At 68.1% G+C, this 13,532-nt stretch carries 12 protein-coding genes and 1 riboswitch; of the genes, 4 read left to right on the forward strand and 8 right to left on the reverse strand.

Annotated elements, in window-relative coordinates; translation table 11 throughout:
* Positions 1 to 124: 124 nt before the first annotated feature.
* Positions 125 to 757, forward strand: a complete 633-nt coding sequence (locus tag U1872_RS04495; RefSeq protein WP_332791654.1) for a peptidylprolyl isomerase — start codon at positions 125 to 127, stop codon at positions 755 to 757.
* Positions 758 to 1,053: 296 nt separating this feature from the next.
* Here U1872_RS04495 and U1872_RS04500 read toward each other — a convergent pair whose 3' ends face one another.
* From U1872_RS04500 to U1872_RS04535, 8 genes are all read right to left on the reverse strand, one after another.
* Complete coding sequence (locus U1872_RS04500; protein ID WP_332791655.1) at positions 1,054 to 1,935, reverse strand: hypothetical protein; 882 nt, start codon at positions 1,933 to 1,935, stop codon at positions 1,054 to 1,056.
* Positions 1,936 to 1,969: 34 nt separating this feature from the next.
* Complete coding sequence (locus U1872_RS04505; protein ID WP_332791656.1) at positions 1,970 to 2,167, reverse strand: hypothetical protein; 198 nt, start codon at positions 2,165 to 2,167, stop codon at positions 1,970 to 1,972.
* Positions 2,164 to 3,684, reverse strand: coding sequence for a PAS domain S-box protein (locus U1872_RS04510; RefSeq protein WP_332791657.1), 1,521 nt, complete (start codon positions 3,682 to 3,684; stop codon positions 2,164 to 2,166). The genes U1872_RS04505 and U1872_RS04510 overlap by 4 nt, the downstream gene beginning before the upstream one ends.
* Positions 3,685 to 3,691: 7 nt before the next feature.
* Entirely contained in the window at positions 3,692 to 4,057 is a 366-nt protein-coding gene (locus U1872_RS04515; RefSeq protein ID WP_332791658.1) for a CsbD family protein, read from the reverse strand.
* Positions 4,058 to 4,605: 548 nt separating this feature from the next.
* Positions 4,606 to 5,121: a YdcF family protein gene (locus U1872_RS04520; RefSeq protein ID WP_332791659.1), complete on the reverse strand. Its 516-nt coding sequence runs from the start codon at positions 5,119 to 5,121 to the stop codon at positions 4,606 to 4,608.
* A gap of 22 nt (positions 5,122 to 5,143) precedes the next feature.
* Positions 5,144 to 6,334 carry a serine hydrolase domain-containing protein gene (locus tag U1872_RS04525; RefSeq protein ID WP_332791660.1) on the reverse strand — a complete coding sequence of 397 codons (1,191 nt, stop codon included), beginning with the start codon at positions 6,332 to 6,334 and terminating at the stop codon, positions 5,144 to 5,146.
* A 63-nt stretch (positions 6,335 to 6,397) separates the two neighbouring features.
* Positions 6,398 to 8,470, reverse strand: coding sequence for a response regulator (locus U1872_RS04530; protein WP_332791661.1), 2,073 nt, complete (start codon positions 8,468 to 8,470; stop codon positions 6,398 to 6,400).
* Between the two features lie 196 nt (positions 8,471 to 8,666).
* The gene (locus U1872_RS04535) at positions 8,667 to 9,845 is read right to left on the reverse strand and encodes an alginate export family protein (RefSeq protein WP_332791662.1); all 1,179 of its coding nucleotides are present in this window, start codon (positions 9,843 to 9,845) and stop codon (positions 8,667 to 8,669) included.
* A 253-nt stretch (positions 9,846 to 10,098) separates the two neighbouring features.
* Between U1872_RS04535 and U1872_RS04540 the strand changes: the two genes are divergently transcribed.
* From U1872_RS04540 to cobW, 3 genes are all read left to right on the forward strand, one after another.
* Positions 10,099 to 11,598, forward strand: a complete 1,500-nt coding sequence (locus U1872_RS04540) for a L,D-transpeptidase family protein (RefSeq protein WP_443025319.1) — start codon at positions 10,099 to 10,101, stop codon at positions 11,596 to 11,598.
* A 12-nt stretch (positions 11,599 to 11,610) separates the two neighbouring features.
* Positions 11,611 to 11,964: a hypothetical protein gene (locus tag U1872_RS04545; RefSeq protein ID WP_332791663.1), complete on the forward strand. Its 354-nt coding sequence runs from the start codon at positions 11,611 to 11,613 to the stop codon at positions 11,962 to 11,964.
* Between the two features lie 126 nt (positions 11,965 to 12,090).
* A riboswitch (cobalamin riboswitch) is annotated at positions 12,091 to 12,324 on the forward strand.
* 169 nt (positions 12,325 to 12,493) lie between these two features.
* Positions 12,494 to 13,531 (forward strand): cobalamin biosynthesis protein CobW, encoded by a 1,038-nt coding sequence (gene cobW / locus U1872_RS04550; protein ID WP_332791664.1) that lies wholly within the window; start codon positions 12,494 to 12,496, stop codon positions 13,529 to 13,531.
* Position 13,532 lies beyond the last annotated feature (1 nt).

Genomic DNA, 13,532 nt, shown 5'->3' on the forward strand with positions numbered 1-13,532 from the left:
GTTACCGCTTGCCTTCGGACGGATCCGATCGCCCGCCGCACGGGTGTGAGCGACACCCGGCGCATCGCGGGCGCGCCGCGAAGAGCAGCTGGCCGACAGGGTTCGCACCAGCGAGGGGAGTGCGATGAAGGTCTGTCTATCCACGCTTGCGCTGCTGCTCGCCGCGCCCAGCTTTGCGCAGGGACCGGCTGCCGTGCCCGTTCCGGTTGCCACCCCATCCCCGGCCCTCCCGCGCGTCGTGCTGGAGACGAGCGCCGGGCGGGTGGTGATCGAACTGGAAACGGTAAAGGCGCCGCTTTCCGCCGGCAACTTCCTCAAATATGTCGACCAGAAGAAGCTCGACGGCACCGAATTCTACCGAACGGTGAAAGCCGCCGATCATTTCGGCTTCGTGCAGTTCGGTGCGAAAGGTGAACCCAAGCGCCTGCTCCCGCCGATCGCGCACGAACCGACGACGCAAACCGGCCTGCACCACACCGATGGCACGATCTCGCTCGCCCGGCTCGATCCGGGCACCGGACGCAGCGAATTCACGATCAGCGTCGGCGACCAGACCCACTCGCTCGACGCCGGTCAGGGGCAGCCCGCGGACAATCTCGGCTATGCGGCGTTCGGCCACGTCGTCGAAGGGATGGCGGTGATCGTCGGCATAATGGACGCGCCGATCTCGCCGACCGCCACACAGCGCGGTGTTTTCAAGGGCGAAGTGCCGGTGGCACCGGTGACGCTCGTCACCGCCCGGCGAGCAAAACCTTGAGCGCACCCGGTCGCGCGGTGCATGCTGTCCGACCTCGCTACAAATGACCAGAGAGGTTGGCACACAGGTCAGACAACCCCTCACCTCTGGTCACGCCATTCAATTTTTTGTCACCGTGGATACTGAAGGATTTTCGTTCGCCGCGGCGACAGAATCCGGACTTCCAGCAAGGCTGGAAGCAAAGGGGCCGATCTCGGAGACGCACCAGCGCAAGCAGGCGTTCGACGTGCTGGCATCGTGGTCTCCTTGGTAGAAAAGGTGCGGCGAGCCCGATACGCTGGACCCGCCGCTGACACTCAGCGCAGCCGGCGGCGGGTTGCCGCGGTTGCACCGAAACCGGAAGCTGCCGCGCCGATCAGCAGGGCGAGCACGAGGACGAACGACGTCCCCGCAGCCGCGCCGGCTGCCGTGTCCGTGGCGGACTTGGCGGACGCGATCGTCTCGTTCTTGGTGCGGACGAAATGCTGCTTGGCGCGCGTCACCTGGGCCTGCGCCTCGGGACGGCTGATCCTGCGCTGCGCGGCGACGATATCGACGATGCGGCTCTCGGCCTTCTGACCATCGGTGCCGCCACGCGCCAGCGCGGGCAGCTGCTTGGCGATTTCCTTCTGCGCCTGCTCGGGCGTCATCTGGGCCGGATCGCTGGGCGCGTCGGACAGATAGGCTGCGGCTTCGCTCCGAATATCGCCCTCATCCAGCCCCGCAACCGAAGCGGCCTTCGGCGCGACCGCACCGACCGTGCTGCCTGCAGCACCGGCAACCGCGCCGACCGTGCGGAACGCACCGCCGATGATCCCGCCGACGGCCGAGGTCAGCAGATACAGCGTGAGGATCAGCGTCACGCCCCAGACGACCAGCCCATGGACCAGCGCGTCGAAGCGATCGTGGATGCCGGCCACGCGCGCCGCGGCATAGCCGCCCGCACCGAGCGCCACGATCGTGGTGATCAGCCAGTAGATACCGGCACCGATGCCGAACCCGGCGGCCCCGGGCGTCGTCCCCTCGACCGGATCGACCAGCGTCAGGCCGATCCCCGCACCGAGGATGCCGAGGACGAGTTGCACCGCGACCGCGATCACCACGCCGGCGAAGATCGCGCCCCAGGAAATTCGGGTCGGGCTCTTCCCGAGATATGCTTCATCGATCGGCGCGAGGCCGCTATTTGCGTGGGTCGCCATGGTAACTCCTGTTTGGATGACTGTATCGCCGCGGTCAGCGCCGCGTGGATTTCTCGATTTCGGAAGCGGCGGCAGCGCCGGCTTCCTTTTCGGCGGCACCGCGCGCGCGGGCGGAATCGTCGCCGATCAGCTTGCCGATCGCTTCCTGCACCGAGCCTTTGGCTTCGCGGGTTGCGGCGGCCTTGGCCGGGTCGGTGGCCGATGTTCGCTTGCCGGGGCGCTGCGTCGTCATGCAGCCACCCCTTGGTCCTGCTTCTGGATCGCGACGCCCTGCCCGTCGAAACCGCGCGCACGCGCCCACGCGACTGCGGCAATGCGACGGTTGACGCCGATCTTGGCGTAGATCCGCGCGACGTGGTTGCGCACGGTGTTGCCGGTGACATCGAGCGTCCGCGCGATCGTCTTGTCGTCGTAACCGCGGCAGATCAGGGCAAGCACCTCGCGTTCGCGTGCCGTCAGGTCGTCGAGACCGGGGCCGGCGAGCGCGGGTTCGGGCGCCCGCAACCGGGCCAGCTTGTCCATGATCGAGCGGCTGAACCAGCTCGTATCCTTCATCACCGCCTCGATCGCTTCGACCAGTTCGAGCTCGGTCGCCTTGCGCTGGGTGATGTCCTGAAACGCCCACAGGACGCACGCATCGTCGCCCAGCCGGATCGCCTCGGTCGAGACGATGCAGTCGATCGGGGTCCCGTCCTTGGCGAGAATGCGCGCCTCGTGGCCGCGCAAGTCGTGGCCGCCATCGATCGCTTGCTCGATCCGCTCCCGCATCGCGCCGCTTTCCCACAGCTCGACCTCGCCGAGCGGACGGCCGATAATCTCGCTTTGCCCATAGCCGGTCAGGGCGGTGAAGCTGGCGTTGATCTCGCATAGCACATGGCCGTCGCGCGCGCCGATCGCCATCGGCACCGGCGCCATCTGGAAGGTGCGGGTGAAGCGCTCCTCGCTATGGCGCAGCGCATCCTGCGCCCGCCGGCGAGGCTCGAGATCGGCGAAGGTGAACAGCATGCAGGGCTGATCGCCCATGTCGATCGGCTGGCCGGCGACGATCACGAGCTTGGTGCCACCATCGACGAGTTCGAGTTCGGCCTCCATCTGCGGGATCGTCCGCCCCTCGGACAGGCGCTCCTTGGCCAGATCGCGCCGCTCGGCCTTGCGCAGGACGTCGACGTCGTAGACGGTCTTGCACAGCACCTGGTCGCGCTGATGGCCGGTCATTTCGAGGAACCCCTGGTTGACCTTGACGAAGCGAAGGTCGCTCAGCCGACAGATCACCGCCGGGGCGGGATTGGCGTTGAACGACTGCTCGAAGCGATCCTCGGCCTCAAACCGCTCCGACACGTCCTGAATGACGAGCACCAGGCATGCCGGCTCGGCATCGTCGGCATCGTTGAGCACCAGACTGCGCACCTGATGGACCCAGCGCGGGCTGTCTTCCCCGGCGACGGTCACCTCGACCACGACTTCCGAAAAACGGTCGCCCGCGACGACGCGCTCGATCGGATAGGCATCGGCCGCGACGCGGTGATTGTTGCGATAGCGCAGCTGGAACCGGTTGCGATAGTCGTCGACCGTAGCGCCGAGCTGCGCGATCTCGGTCACGCCGTGCATCGCCAAGGCAGCGTCGTTCGCCCAAAGCAGGCTCTGGTCGGGATCGATCAGGATCACGCCCTCGTCGAGACCGACGATGATCTGGCGCAGATGCCGCAGATCCGCCGTCTCGCGGAGAGATTTGAACGCTGCCTCGGCCATGACGAACTCAGGCGCGACGTCCGTGGACGAACCACGCCAGACCATATCCGGCGAGCGCTGCGGCGATCGCCCACACGACCGGCTGATCCTGCACGGTCTGTACCGCGACCTTACCGCCGCGCTGTGCGCTGTCGGCAACCCGCTCGCCTGCGGCCTTCAGCCGATCGCGCGCTTCGTCGGCGAGCTCGGGCGCGCTATCGATCGCGTCGCCGATGATCGACTTGGCGCGACCATACGTGTGCTGCGCGCCGCCCGCGACCTGATCGACGACACCGTCGACCTTCCACGTGCGGCTGTCGGCGACGTCGCCAATCGCTTTCTCGATCTTGCCGCCAACATAGCGGGTACCGCCCTGAAATTCGTCCTTGTTCATGATCGTTTCCTTATTGCACTGGAGGGGATCCTAAACTCCGCCCGGGATGGGCAAAGCGGAAGGCAGCCGTCAGAGTGTCTGGGCGCACATCGCACAAAGGGTCATCGTCGGCTCCGTCCGACCGGCCAGGAGATAGGGCCGGTTTGGGCGCATTAACCGCCAGCCGCTGCTTCGGTTCCTAGTCTTTTTGCCGAAATCCATGGTCGGAACCTACCATGCCGACCCGAGCCGCCCGCTCAGAGTAGAGCTTCGCGAGGCGCAGATGGATCCCGCGCGGCCCGGGTTCGCTCGCCTTTGCCGAGAGGTGATGATGCGCGTCGGCACGGCGCAACAGATACTCACGTTCCCCAGGGCCAAATCGCTGGACGGGGTCGGAATGCAGAGGATTTGTCATACCGGGTCGCTATCAGTGCGACGGAGCGCGCGATATCGTGCGGAACTACCCATCGATGGGTAGATTTGTCGTGGTCCCCGGGCCGCGAGCGACATCTGTGCCGGCCAGCATGGCGCTGCGCCAGCCGGCCAAACGGCCACTCGCGAGCAATGGCCTATTTCCGGCGAGCGCGCCACACGGCGTTGAGCCCCGCCACGGCGTCGTACGGAATCGCCGCAAATTCCCGCGCCCACATCTTGGCCTGCAATCGCTTCGGGCCGCGCGCGACCATCCGGACCGGGCGGGTCCCGAAACCCATGAACCGGAACAGCATTCGCACGCGCGGCTGATGATAGGCATCGGTGCTAGTCTGCACCTTGGCGTAACCGTGTGCGCGGGCATAGGAAGCAGCGGCCTGGACCGTCTGCAGCGTATCGCCGCTGGCCTCGTCGAGAATCAGTCGCTCCGCGGAAACCGCGCCTTCCAGCATGTCTGCCATGACGCGCGCCTCCGAGGGCGGATGGGCACCGATCCCGCCGGACAGGAACAGGTCGACGCTCGGATCGCCTTGCGCGAACGCCGCCGCATAGCCGACGCGGCGCGCCAAGGCCGGACTGGCGCTTCCGTCGGGGCGTACGGCCGCACCGAATATCACGACGAGCGTGCGCCCCCTGGCTGCAGATCTGGTCATGCCGGTCGGTTAGCCATAACGGTCATCTTGGGGAAGCGCCGATGTCAGTCGCGCGCCATCGCCTCTTCGTTCGGCGAGAAACCCGAGCGCGTGGCACGGGCACCGTCGGGCACCATCGTCGTGAAATAGGCGACGCCCTTCCCGCTGACCGGATCGACCCACAGCCCGGAGCGTAGCCCATAGGCTTCGCCGGCATGCCCGATACGCGGCACCGCGTCGCCGAACGGATCGTCGCGGCAACCGGCCTGCGGTGTCGCGAGCGTCTGCATTGCCAAGCCGTACCGACACTAAACCCCTGGTCGGTGTCGCCATTGCTGCCGTCGAAGGTCCATTCGGGACGGGCGAGCAGCGCGATCGATTCCCGCGACAGCAGGCGCACACCGTCGAGGTCCCCGCCGCGGGCGATGAGCCGACCGATCGTCGCAAGATCGCGCATCGAGATCCGCAACCCGCCCTGCGGCGAGAACAGCCCGCCATTCTCGCCCGCTCGCCACGTGGCGAGATCGCATGGCGCGCCCGGATCGACGGCGACGTCGCAATCCGGCCAGCGCCCGCGCAGATCGTCACGCACCGCGACACCCTTTGCATCGCGCAGGACAACGGCATGCCCGACGGCGCGGTCGGAGCAGGTCGTCCAGTTGAAGCAGGCATCGAGCCGGAGCGGCGCCAGCACCAGACGCTGCATCAGCCGATCGAAGCGTTCGCCGGTCGCGCGCTCCATGACCGACGCGATCACCGGAAAGTTGAGGTTGGTATAGTGGAACCAGGTGCCGGGCGAATGCGCCTGATCCCACGCCCGCGGGTCGGCGAGCGTTGCCGACAGGCGGTGTCCCAGCGGCACCACATATCCCGCGTCGTCGCGCAGCGACGAGCGGTGCGACAGCAGCAGCCGCAGCGTGATCGGGGTATCCGGATAGGCCGGATTGCGAACGCGGTACCCCAGCGCAACCGACACGTCGGCGTCGCGGTCGAGCAGGTGCGCCTCGACCAGCCGCATCACCCCGATCGCGGTAACGAGCTTCGAGATCGAGGCAATTCGCACCGGATCCGATACCGTCACCCGCCGGCGGGCGGCGAGATCCGCCATACCCGTGGCGCGAGTCTGGCGAACACCGTCGCGGTCGAACGCGACGCGCACCGAGGTCGGAGCGGGCAGCGTCGAACAGGCCATGAGCGGCACCGCGGCAAGGAGCGGGATGAGCGAGCGAACCATCGCTCCCTTATGCGGCACTGCGGACGGGCTTGCCAGCCTCCGCCGCCTCGGAACGCCCACGCGCTAGTCGGATGAGGCAGGCACCAACGCAGACAGGCTGGCGGCGAGCTCCGCATTACGAAACGGCTTGGTCAGCCGCGCAATGCCGGGGTGGATGGTTTCTGTTTCGGCGTAGGCTGATACTATCAACACCGGTAGGGTGGGACGGTCGGCGCGGAGCGTGCGGGCGAGCTGCGCGCCGCTCATCCCCGGCATCAGATGGTCGGTCACGACCACGTCGGGCGCCAGTCCCTCCTCGATCAGCTGCAGCGCCGCCTCGGCGGTGCTCGCCTCGACCACCGCGTAGCCGAGATCGGTCAGCATGTCGGCGGTGCTCATCCGCACCAGGTCCTCGTCGTCGACCAGCAGCGCGACGCCGGCCGCCGAAACCGCGACCGGTGCTTCGCAAGCCGTGTCGGTGCGATCCATCGCGGCAATGCCGATCGGCAGCCACAACGCGATGGTCGTGCCGGCGCCGGGCGCGCTCTCCATGGCCAGCCCGCCGCCGAGCTGCGCGGCGAGACCATGCACCATCGACAGGCCGAGCCCGGTGCCCTTGCCGATGCCCTTGGTCGAGAAGAACGGCTCGGTCGCGCGGGCCAGCGTCGCCGCGTCCATGCCGGCGCCCGTATCGACCACGCGCAGGCAAACATAGTGCCCCGGCTTGACCCCGGCCGGATGGTCCGCGCGCACGCTCTCGGGCGTTGCCGACAGCGTCAGCGTGCCGCCGTGCGGCATCGCGTCGCGCGCGTTGACCGCGAGGTTGAGCAGCGCCATCTCGAGCTGGTTCGGATCGGCCCTGGCGGGCGGCAAGTCGGCCGAGAGATCGACGCGGAGGTCGATCATCGGGCCGAGCGTCGAACCGAGCAGCGCGACCAAGCCGTCGACCAGCCGGGTAAGATCGACCGCGGTCGGTTGCAGCGGCTGGCGACGCGCAAAGGCGAGCAGCCGCTGGACGAGCGTCTTGGCGCGCTCGGCCGATTGCAGTGCACCGTCGATCAGCCGCCGCTCGCGCTCGGTGCCGACCTGCTTGCGCAGCAGCATGTCGAGCGAGCCGATGATCGGGGTGAGCAGATTGTTGAAATCGTGCGCGACGCCGCCGGTGAGGCTGCCCATCGCCTCCATCTTCTGGCTCTGCAGCAGCGCCTCCTGCGCCATCGCCAGTTCGGCCTCGCGTGCCTTGGCGGGGCTGAGGTCGCGCCCGACGGCGATGAAGTTCACGCCGTCGGGCTCGGGCGCGACGGTCCATTCGATATGCCTCCAGCCACCGTCGCGGGTGCTGATGCGGTTTTCGAAGCGCGTCGGCAGATGCGTCTCGGCCATCCGTCCGATCGCCGCGAGCGTCGGTGCCATGTCGTCGGGATGCATGAAGGTATCATAACCGCGAGCGAGCAGGTCGCGCTCGTGCCACCCGAGCACTTGCGTCCAGGCCGGGCTGACCGCCGACATCATCCCGCTATAATCCGCGCGGGCGAGCATGTCCTGCGACAGCTTCCACAACTGGTCGCGCTCCGCCGCGCGCGCCGCGACCTGCGCCTCGAGCGTCTCGTTGAGCTCGCGCAATTGCGCCTCGCGTGCGCGGAGCGCCTGCTCGCTTCGCAGGCGCTCGGTGGTGTCGGCAAGGAAGCAGATCACCCCGGCGGGTTCGCCGTCGTCCGACAGAACGGGCGAATAATCGAGGTTCATGAACACCTGTTCGGCCCGCCCGTGCCGGTAGAGCGTCAGCTCCTGATCCTTGTACTGCAGCGTCCCGCCGGCGAGACCGACCGTCATCACATGATCGTTAAACTCGGCGACCTCGGGCCAGCCCTCGCGCACGCGCGCGCCGAGCAGCTGGGGATGCCGCAGGCCGGCGAACAGCGAATAGCCATCGTTGTAGAGCATGATGCCGTCGACGCCCCACAGCATCACGATCGGGACCGGCGAGCGCAGCAGGAGCGCGGTCGCGGTTCGCAGGCTCTGCGGCCAGCCCGCGATCGGCCCCAGGTCGGTATCGGCCCAGTCCTTCGCCGCGATCAGCCGACCGCACTCGCCACCGCCGGCCAGGAAGGACGGGATCGCGGCAGCCCCCGGATCATGATCACCATTCTGCGGCATCGTTTACGCTCATCAACCTGCAACCCGTTGCGATCCCGCCAGCCGTCCAGCCGCGTGCGCGCACCGGCGTCGGCAGCACCACTCGGTCCCGAACCGTTTCAAAAACCCCATCCCGGCAATTGGTTGCACGGCGCCCGTAGAAATGCGGGCGACAGAAACGGCGGCGTCAGACATGGCGGCGGGGGCCGAGCTCAGCTCAATAGACCCAGTTTAGCGAGAGCCAGACCTTTTTGGTGTCGGTCGCGAAACGATCGGCGCGATAGTCGGCATATTTGACGAGCGCGGTGTACCGACCCTTCCGGACGCTGACCTGCGCATCCACCTCGTCGCCGTAATGCTGGTCGACGCGATCGCTGTCGAAGCGGTGATAGACCGCGGTCAGCGCGATTGTGTCGAGCCCGGCGACCTGTTTCCAGCCATAGCCGATCGAACCATAGGCATCGCGCAGGCCGTTCGGCGGGGTCACCAGAAACTTGTCAGCCCAGCCGTTGAACTTGTGGAGCGCGGCGAGCGGCGTCTGGAAGCCGGTAGCCGCCCCGCCCCGGTCCGCACCGAGCCCTTCATAGCCCGCCGTCAGCGAAAGCGCCGACACAAGAACCCCGACTTCTCCCGCGTAATAGTCGGCATGATAGCGGTTCGGGCTACGGTGATAGTCGCTCTGCGCCGCGTAGCTCGCGAGGTAGGTGAGCGTCACGGCTTTGCTGAGCGGATAGGCCCCGACGAAGCGCGCGCCATAGGTCTGGTTCGATCCGGCGAAGACCGGCGCCCGATCCTGATCGATCAGATAGGCAAAGCCGCTCAGCGTGCCGAAGCGGGTCGTGTAGCCAAGATTGGCGAGAACAGTGTCGCCGCCGATATGGCCCAGCCGCGCCGGGCCGAAGCGATTGCCGCCGTTGATCCCCCAGATCGTGTTGATCTTGTTAACGAAGCTCACGTCGGCCTTGAGGTTCGCGACCCCCGACCATTCGACGCGGACCGCATCGTAGGTCTGCTCGTTGTTGCGCCATGCCGCCGCGCTGACGAAGCGCTGGTCGTCGAGGTTGATCACCTGGCGGCCGACCGTGACGATCGTGTCGCGCAGGCCGCGATATTGCAGCTGGAGCCGGTTGAGTTCGATCGTCTGCGGGTCGCTGACCATGGGAAAGGCGGTCTTGCCGTTGAGCCCGCTATTGTAGCTCGGATCGATCGCCAGGCTGGCTTCGGATTCGGCGATCAAGGCGAAGTCGCCGCGCTTCGCCTCGATGCCGCTGCGCAGCCGGAGCGTGACGGCATTGGCGTCCTTGGTCAGCGGCGCCTGTTCGACATGTTCGAAGCGCAGTTGCGCGTCGATCAGCGGGGTGAGGACCAGCGGATCGGCAAGCGCGGGCGTCGCCATGAGCCCCCCCAGCAAAGGAAGGGAAATCGAGATCGCGCGCATCGCTGTTTGCTCCGTTGGCGGCCGTACGGTGCCGCACCGGTGGGGGTTGGCGGCCGGGATACCGGCCGAGGCGGCACCGCTAGCCCGGCGGAAATCGAGAATCCAGACGGTGTCCTGCCGCTCGAGCGCCGCACCGCCCCGTCGCGGAATAAGTCGCCTGCCCAGCAGATATCCGATGCAGTCCGCCACGCGGGCGTGTAGGGCTGCGCGCATGATGCTCAAACGCCCCGCACAGCACACCTTCCCCCGCTCGCTTCGCAGCGCCGCACGCTGCGCCATCCTGCTCGCCTGCCTGCCCGTAGCGCCCGCCATGGCGCAGACCGCGCCTGCGATACCGACGCAGACGCTGCCCGCCCCGCCGATCCAGCCGACACCGTCGGCGCCCGTCGTGCTGCCGCAGCTGAGCAGCGCGCAGGCCAGCCTGCTCGCGGCGCTGCTGAGCAAGGACATCGTCGCGCAGGGGCTGAGCGACGTGCCGCCGCCTGCCGCCCCGGACACCGACAGCCTGGTGCGCGCGGCGCTGGATCATGCGCGCGCGGTCCATGCCGGGCGGCTGGCCGAGGCCGATTTCGAGCGCAACTGGGCGATGCGGCCGGTGGCCTACGATCCGCTGCCGTCGTTCCGCGACGCGGTCGCGCAGGATCGCTTGGCCGCGTGGATCGCATCGCTGCCGCCGCCGTATGCCGGCTACGATGCGCTGGTCGTGGGGCTCGCGAAATATCGGACCATTGCCGCGTCCGGCGGCTGGGCACCATTGGCGGCGAGCGCCGACCTCGCGGTCGGCAAGAGCGGCGCGAGCGTCGTGGCGCTGCGCGCGCGGCTGGCGCTCGAGGATTCGCAGGTGGCGACATCGGGCGAACGCTTCGATGCCGATCTGGTCGCGGCGGTGCAGCGCGCGCAGCGTCGCTACGGGCTCAACCCGGCGGGGACCGTCGGCGCGCAGACGCTCGCCGCACTCAACGTGCCGGTCGCCGCGCGGATTCGGCAGATCAAGGCGAATATGGAGCGGTGGCGCTGGCTGCCGCCCGAACTCGCGCGCGACCGCGTCCAGGTGAATATCGCCGCCGCCGTGCTCACGCTGTTCGACGGCGACGTGCCGGTGATGTCGATGAAGGCGGTGACCGGGCGCCCCGGCGACGAGACGCCGATGCTGACCTCGCAGATCCACAGCATCGTGCTCAATCCGCCGTGGAACGTGCCCTCGACGATCGCCACGCGCGAGCTGTGGCCCAAGGAAAAGGCGCATCCCGGCTATTTCGCGCGCAACGGCTTCCGCGTGATCGATACCGGGGACGGCGGCAAGCGGCTCCAGCAGGCGTCGGAGCATAGCGCGCTGGGCAAGTATAAGTTCGATTTCGCCAACCCGTTCTCGGTCTATCTGCACGACACGCCGGCGCAGGCCGGGTTCGCGCGGTTCGACCGGCTGGCGAGCCATGGCTGCGTGCGGCTCGAGAAGCCCGACGCGCTCGCCAAGCGGCTGCTCGACGCGACGCCCGAATGGCCGGCGGAGACGATCGATGCGACCGTGTCCGAAGGCAAGACGGTGCGGGCGAAGCTGGCGCAGCCGGTGGCGGTGTATCTGCTCTACTGGACGGCGTTCGGCAGTGCGAACGGGCAGATGAGCTTTCGCGAGGATCCGTATCATTGGGACGGCACGCTGGCCGACAAGATTGCGGCGCGCTCCGCGCGCCAGGCGCTCGCCGCACGCTGAGGAGACGACAGAATGACCTACAAGCCCAAGCTCGCCGGCGCCGTGGCGCTCCTGATCGCCGGTCTTGGCGGCTGCTCGCCGTCGGCCGAGGCGCCGAAGCACGACGCGACCTATACCGACACCCGGACGCAGCCGAGCGACGACGAGACGCCCGCGGCCAACGCGACCGAGCTTCCCGTCGCGGCGCCGGCGCCCGCCGCCGAGAGCAACGCGACCGCGATCGTGGTCCCCGAGCGGGCACCGCCGCCGGCCCCCGACGAACAGCTGATGGACGACGCGTCGGCGACCGGGATGACCGCGCGCACGTCGCGCGGGGCGCCAGCGGCTGAGCCGAGCTCCTCCGACGAGCCGGTCGAACAGAAATAAGGCCATCCGTCTGCGTTTGTGCGATAGCCGCCAATCGGGCGCGGCTGGGCTCCCGGCGGCCGCGATCGATTCCGGAATTGGCAAGCGATCGGCGCTGCGCTAAAGACATAGCGGAGAGCCCTTGGGGTTCTCGTTGATCGCGCCGGTGCCCCGCAAGGGGCTTGAATGGGAATGCGGTGCGGGGGTTCGCCCCCAAATCCGCGGCTGTCCCTGCAACTGTAAGCGGTGAGCGAAAGCGTCATGCTCCTGGCAACGGGAGCGGCCACTGGAATGCGGCGGTCCTCGGACCGGCGACCTGGGAAGGCGATGCTCGAGCTGCGACCCGCGAGCCAGGAGACCTGCCGGCGATAAGGTCGCTCTTGCCTTGGCCCAGGGGATGGCCGCGGCACGGTTCTCCGTCTGAGCGACGAGCCTATGCGGCTGGGGCTGCATCGGTGCGTGGCTGGGCGGCAAGCGGCGCTCGTCCTTCGTCGCGCGCCGTCCGAATTCGGCCCCTTCCGTTCGTTGCTGTCGCGCCGCGGGGAAGAGCATGTCCGATCTATCGAAGGTTCCCGTCACCATTGTCACCGGCTTCCTGGGGGCCGGCAAGACGACCCTCATCAGCCACCTGATCCGCAATGCGGGCGGGCGCCGGCTCGCGGTGGTGGTCAACGAATTCGGCACGTTGGGCGTCGATGGCGACATATTGAAGGGCTGCGCAATCCCGGATTGCCCGGCCGAAAACATCGTCGAGCTCGCCAACGGCTGCATCTGCTGCACCGTCGCGGACGATTTCATCCCGACCGTCGAGACGCTGCTGGCGATGGACCCGCGGCCCGACCATATCCTGATCGAGACCTCGGGGCTGGCGCTGCCAAAGCCGCTGCTCAAGGCGTTCGACTGGCCCGCGATCCGCTCGCGCATCACGGTCGACGGGGTGATCACGCTGGCCGATGCCGAAGCGGTCGCCGCGGGGCGGTTCGCGCCCGATCTTGCCGCGGTCGACGCGCAGCGCGCCGCCGATCCGAGCATCGACCATGAAACCCCGCTGTCCGAAGTGTTCGAGGATCAGCTCGCCTGCGCCGATCTCGTGCTGCTCACCAAATGCGACCTCGCCGGCCCCGCCGGGATCGCCGCTGCCCGCGCAGTCATCGCCGCCGAGACGCCGCGGCCGCTCCCGGTCGTCGAGCTGGTCGACGGCGTGGTCGATCCGCGCGTCGTGCTCGGGCTCGGCGCGGCGGCGGAGGACGACATCGCCGCCCGCCCCTCGCACCATGATGGCGAGGACGAGCATGAGCATGACGATTTCGACAGCATCGTCCTCGCGTGGGGCGAGATCAGCGAACCGGACGATCTCGCGCGCCGGATCGAGACGCTCGCGGCGGGCGGCGACGTGCTGCGCGTGAAGGGTTATGCCGCGGTCGCGGGCAAGCCGATGCGCTTGCTCGTCCAGGCGGTGGGGTCGCGGGTGCGCGTGCAGTACGACCGGCCATGGCACGGTGACGAAGCGCGCGGCACGCAGCTGGTCGTGATCGCCGAGCGCGACCGGCTCGACCCGCCGACGATCAGGGCGGCGCTGGCGGCCTGAT

It is taken from the genome of Parasphingomonas frigoris (assembly GCF_036663815.1).
Taxonomy (GTDB): Bacteria; Pseudomonadota; Alphaproteobacteria; order Sphingomonadales; family Sphingomonadaceae; genus Sphingomonas.